Here is a 4491-nt window from a genome sequence, read left to right as displayed (position 1 = left end):
GCCAGGAAGCGTTCCCGGCGGGTAACCTTTTTCTTGTTCTGATGCTCGGCTTGGGCGAAGGTGATCTGCTTCATCGGGTGGCTTGGCTGAGGTAGTGGCAGTGTCTGGTGATTATACTCGGGGCTGGACACTCAGGTGGATGGCTGATTTGTGCAGCGTTTCCCTAGGGTTTTTGTGCCTATCGTATGGCGGAGCGAAAAACTCAAAATACTTTTCTCCGCCTAGCTCGTAAACTCTATACGGAAGAAACTCTATTGAGACACCACTTTTCTTCCAATAGTCAACCGCTGAAATCAAGGAGTCATCTGCGGCGCTGCCTATTATTATTAGATGCTGCTTTTTGTTTATTTCTTTAGGCTCTAGCTTGTGTTCTAGGCTAAATGCTTCTCTGTGGGCGTCTACTAGAGATAGTTTCGAGTTGCTGTATTCTTGATATTTTCTTTCAATCTTTTGGTAAGTCCATTGTCCGGAGTCTTGCGCATACCGCAGGGCTTGCTGGACTGCACCGTCTCCTGCTGAGGCTCTTTTAAGCTCGAAAATTACTAGTTCGCCCGTCTCGTTAAGTGCATATATGTCGGCTTCGGACTGCCATTGCCGCTCTTGAAAAATCGGCATTAATTTCGCGTCTTCAAACAAAATATCTAATATGTTTTGCGCGATGAGATTTTCTAAGTCTTTTTCTAATTTTCCAAAACTAGAGAAATCCTTGAACTCAACCGGCTCTATTTTCTCAAATACACCATTGTCACCTTCGATTCTATAAAGCACTTCGGATTCCTTGTAAGCGTATAACGCCGCATTCAGCGGCTTGTCCGCTGCAATGCTTTGTTATGCGAACTATTAGCCAGCAGCACGAGCTTTAATACTCTGAATCACTTTTTCTCGGAACTCTCCATGTCCATGCGTTGCTCTAGGGTGAGCAATTCTAAAACATTCAATATTTGAAAATTCGTCGTCAACTGGCTTAAACTCCCAGTATTTCCCAGATATAACTTCGCCATTTTCATAGCCACTAAAGTTCTCTTCGAATAGATCCCTTATTACTTGATCAACACCAACAAAGCCAGCAGCAAAAATAATCACGTCTGGCCTCAAGCACCTTATCTGAGCTGCAAGAAGCTTTTTAGAAACTTCTGTTATTTCTTTTAGCTCATTTTTCGGGCGTGTTCTAGGGCTTTTTTTGTTGTAATCCCAAGCAAATAAATTCCCATAAATAATTGACTCAGGGTTAACTTCAAGCTCCTTCGCCAGCCGAAAAAAGTACTGCTTAAAACGACTTCGAGTTTTTGTAATAACTTTCCCGTCTTTACTCACTGGTAGATGTCTTTTGTAACGCCCAGTGGCCTCTTGCAAAAGATAGGAAATTTTATTATTTTCAGAAAACTCTGCTACACGCTTGATTGTATTCTTTTGATTGTCTGTATTCCAACCAGCAGTTTCTCGGCCAACCAACATTATTTTTAGGCTAGAGCTCCAGTACTCATCAAACGGGACAGGCAAGAATACACCAGAGTACTTATCTTCATTATGGTTAAATAAGTCAAATTTTAGCTCTTTTAAAATTCTACCATACTCATCAAGCAGTGCCTCCATTACGAGTCTCCTTTGGAAAGGTGAGTTGAGCCATCTGGCAACCACTCAATGCTCAAATCACCATCACCAAAACGAACTATCCCTTCTTTTTTGGGCAACTCATTGCATTGGCCTCGGTGTGCAATAAAATCATCGAGAAGCTCAATCAGATGCAGCTTAAAACCAGACTCCGTAACCTGATCGAAAATATCTTCTTCAAGTGTCCAAGAAGTACCACTCAAGCGGTCATCATCAGCTTCCGCACGGAAAACCACCTCTCCTGTAACTTTTACAATGTCTGAATATTGTTCGGCCAACGAGGCAAGACGTGTAGCTTCAAAATTTTGATCGAAATTTGACATACCTTTTCCTTTTTGCTCATTGCTCTTTCAGCTTACGCGACCTGAGCGACAGATTGCGTCGCAGAGGTGCATAACGCCTGGCTTTGCGGCGTGCCGGAGCACCAGCGCAGGCGCGTCCGACAACAGCCACTTGTTAACCCCTGAGCTCAAGATCTTCTCGAATCACTTCCGGATGGCGAAACGCAATCTCGATGAGCGCCTTTGCCGGGCCGGAGGGTTTACGTCGCCCCTGCTCCCATTCCTGCAACGTACGCGGTGAAATGTGTAGTACCTCGGCAAACTCTCGCTGTGTGAGGCCGGTCTTGCCACGCGCCTCTGCAACCTCATTTGGCTCCACATGACTGACTCGTGCAGCTTTGCCCGCTTTCATTTCTTTAACAGATTGGAGCAGCTTGTTACCAAGCTCCTCATCACTCAGAGTCTCGTTACTCATTTTCCAATACCTCACGAATCGACTTCAGGATATGCGCGGGTATGTTCTCCTTAACGGCCTTCTTGTAGATCACCAACAACCAGATCTCACCATTTGCCAATCTGGTGAAGTAGATGACTCGCACTCCACCACGCTTCCCTGAGCCCGCGACAGACCATCGAACCTTCCTACATCCACCACTACCAGGAATGGGATCGCCAATTTCCGGATTAGCTGCCAGCCAGGCAAAGAACGAATTCCGCTCCTCCTCAGTCCAGATCTTTCTGGCATCTGCTTCGAATGTAGGGGTTTCGATGATGGTAAACATGCCCACCAATATACGTCATTGACGGACTTTTGCAAGGTGGCGATTGAAAGGGTTCGGCGTTTTTCAAGGTAGTTGTCGCGTCGGCAGTGTTTTTTATGCTGCCTCTTTTTGTTGCAGTAGCTCCTTGTCCGGGTTGAGCATCACTGCCCCAATGGGCTCCCAGTTTCTAGTCTTACCTGACCAGCGCTCAGGGTGCCGGGCACGGGCTTCTTGGTACAGCGCATGCCGTCGCGCCAGTATGTCCTGATCATCTCCACGATGCCGCTGCGCTGGCGTGACGAAGCGGATCCGGCTATGCCGGTGCTCATGGTTGTACCAGCGCATGAAGTCCCTTACCCAGGCCCGTGCTGCATTCAGATCAGCAAAGCCGTCCTTGGGCCACTGTGGACAGTATTTCAGTGTCCGGAACAGTGACTCCGAGTACGGGTTGTCATTGCTCACGCGCGGACGCCCCCTTGAAGGAGTGATGCCCAGGTCGTACATCTTGCTCAATAGCGACTGCGACTTCATTGGCGCGCCGTTATCCGAGTGCAGTACCAATGGCATGAACAGACACTGCTCACTGATAACGCTGCGTTGCAGCAACTTGGCTGCCAGCTCACCACTTTCCTGCTCATGGACTTCCCAGCCCACGCCGCTACGGCAGTAGATGTCTTCGATCAGATACAGGTAGTAATACTGCCCGCGTACCCTTGAGGGCAGGTAGGTAATATCCCATGACCATACCTGGTTGGGGCCCGTAGCGACATGCGTAGTCGGCGCTGCAGGCTTGTTCGGTGTCTGACTGCGGCCACGACGGTTCTGCTGTTCAGCGGCATGCAGTACGCGGTAGAACGTTGATTCCGAGGCCAGATAGCAGCCCTGGTCTGCCAGCCTGGGCACGATCTGGCTGGGTGGCAGGTTGGCATGGTCCGGATGATTGCAGGCAGCCAGAACAGCCTCGCGCTCGCCCTGGCTCAGGGCATTGGGCGGCGTGGCGCGTGTTGTGGTGGTGCGTGCATCAGCTTGCATGACTTCCCCTTCTGTCCAGCGTTGCAGGGTGCGCAGGGATACCCCTAGCTCAGCACAAGCCAACGCCTTGCGGGCTCCGCTGGCTACGGCTTCGGTCAACCAGTCAACGAATTGTTGCCGTTCTGGCAACGAGGTCAGCTGTCCTCGTTGTCGTCCCCCCAGTAGGCATTGAGCTTTTTTCGCAGCACCAGGATGGCAGCGGTCTCCGCCAGCGCCTTGTCCTTGCGCCGCAGCTCGCGCTCAAGCTCGGCGATACGCTTCTTGTCGATCCGCGCCTGTGCCCGTTCAGCCTGACGTTGCGCTTGGGCACTGAGCTGACCAGTGATGCACGCCTGGCGCCACGCAACGACTTGCTCGGGGTACAGCCCTTTGCGACGGCAGTACTCACTCAACTCGATTTCCGAGAGGGTCGCGGTCTCCAGTACCGCAGCGAACTTGGCCTCAGCGGGCCAATCATCGGAGAGCTTCCTGTGTCCTGACACAACGGCTCCTTCTGCCTTGGCCTGTTTGCGCCAAGCATACAGGGTCACTTCACTGATGCCTTCCTGGCGGGCAACCTCAGGCACGGACAGACTCAATGGGGGTAGCAGCTTCTTCAGCAGAGCGGCTTTACGTTCAGGTGAATAACGCGGCATTACAGCTCTCTTTCCGCCCCCGATGTATCAGTGTGGTAAATCCGATCAGGCGACAACTATCCTGACACCGGGGGGGTTAACGCCGCCATAAGGAGCGGCCAACGTGGAGTTGCTTTTGTGTTATAAAGGAGCGTAGCGACAACACAAAAGCAACGGAGTGTTGGACGTCCC

Annotated in this window: 6 protein-coding genes; all 6 read right to left on the bottom strand. The window is 50.8% G+C overall.

What is annotated here, in order from left to right; all coding sequences use genetic code 11:
* Window positions 1–111: 111 nt before the first annotated feature.
* On the bottom strand, window positions 112–768 hold the full coding sequence (locus BMZ23_RS14600) for a PDDEXK family nuclease (protein WP_218143623.1): 657 nt from the start codon (window positions 766–768) through the stop codon (window positions 112–114).
* A 72-nt stretch (window positions 769–840) separates the two neighbouring features.
* Entirely contained in the window at window positions 841–1593 is a 753-nt protein-coding gene (locus tag BMZ23_RS14595; protein WP_093479037.1) for a hypothetical protein, read from the bottom strand.
* Window positions 1593–1934, bottom strand: coding sequence for a hypothetical protein (locus BMZ23_RS14590; protein ID WP_093479035.1), 342 nt, complete (start codon window positions 1932–1934; stop codon window positions 1593–1595). The genes BMZ23_RS14595 and BMZ23_RS14590 overlap by 1 nt, the downstream gene beginning before the upstream one ends.
* Before the next feature lie 133 nt (window positions 1935–2067).
* A complete protein-coding gene (locus BMZ23_RS14585; protein WP_093479033.1) occupies window positions 2068–2367 on the bottom strand; it encodes a helix-turn-helix domain-containing protein in 300 nt (99 codons plus the stop codon).
* A complete protein-coding gene (locus BMZ23_RS14580; RefSeq protein ID WP_093479031.1) occupies window positions 2360–2674 on the bottom strand; it encodes a transcriptional regulator in 315 nt (104 codons plus the stop codon). The genes BMZ23_RS14585 and BMZ23_RS14580 overlap by 8 nt, the downstream gene beginning before the upstream one ends.
* Before the next feature lie 93 nt (window positions 2675–2767).
* Window positions 2768–4320, bottom strand: a protein-coding gene (locus tag BMZ23_RS14575; RefSeq protein WP_093479029.1) for an IS3 family transposase whose coding sequence is annotated in 2 segments (ribosomal slippage) — window positions 2768–3858 and window positions 3858–4320 — 1554 coding nt in all. Because the reading frame shifts where the segments join, the coding sequence is not laid out codon by codon here.
* Window positions 4321–4491 lie beyond the last annotated feature (171 nt).

The sequence above is a fragment of the Halopseudomonas yangmingensis genome (assembly GCF_900114825.1).
Taxonomy (GTDB): domain Bacteria; phylum Pseudomonadota; class Gammaproteobacteria; order Pseudomonadales; family Pseudomonadaceae; genus Halopseudomonas; species Halopseudomonas yangmingensis.
Note: the sequence above shows the minus strand (reverse complement) of the source record. Positions and strands in the feature narration are given on the sequence as shown.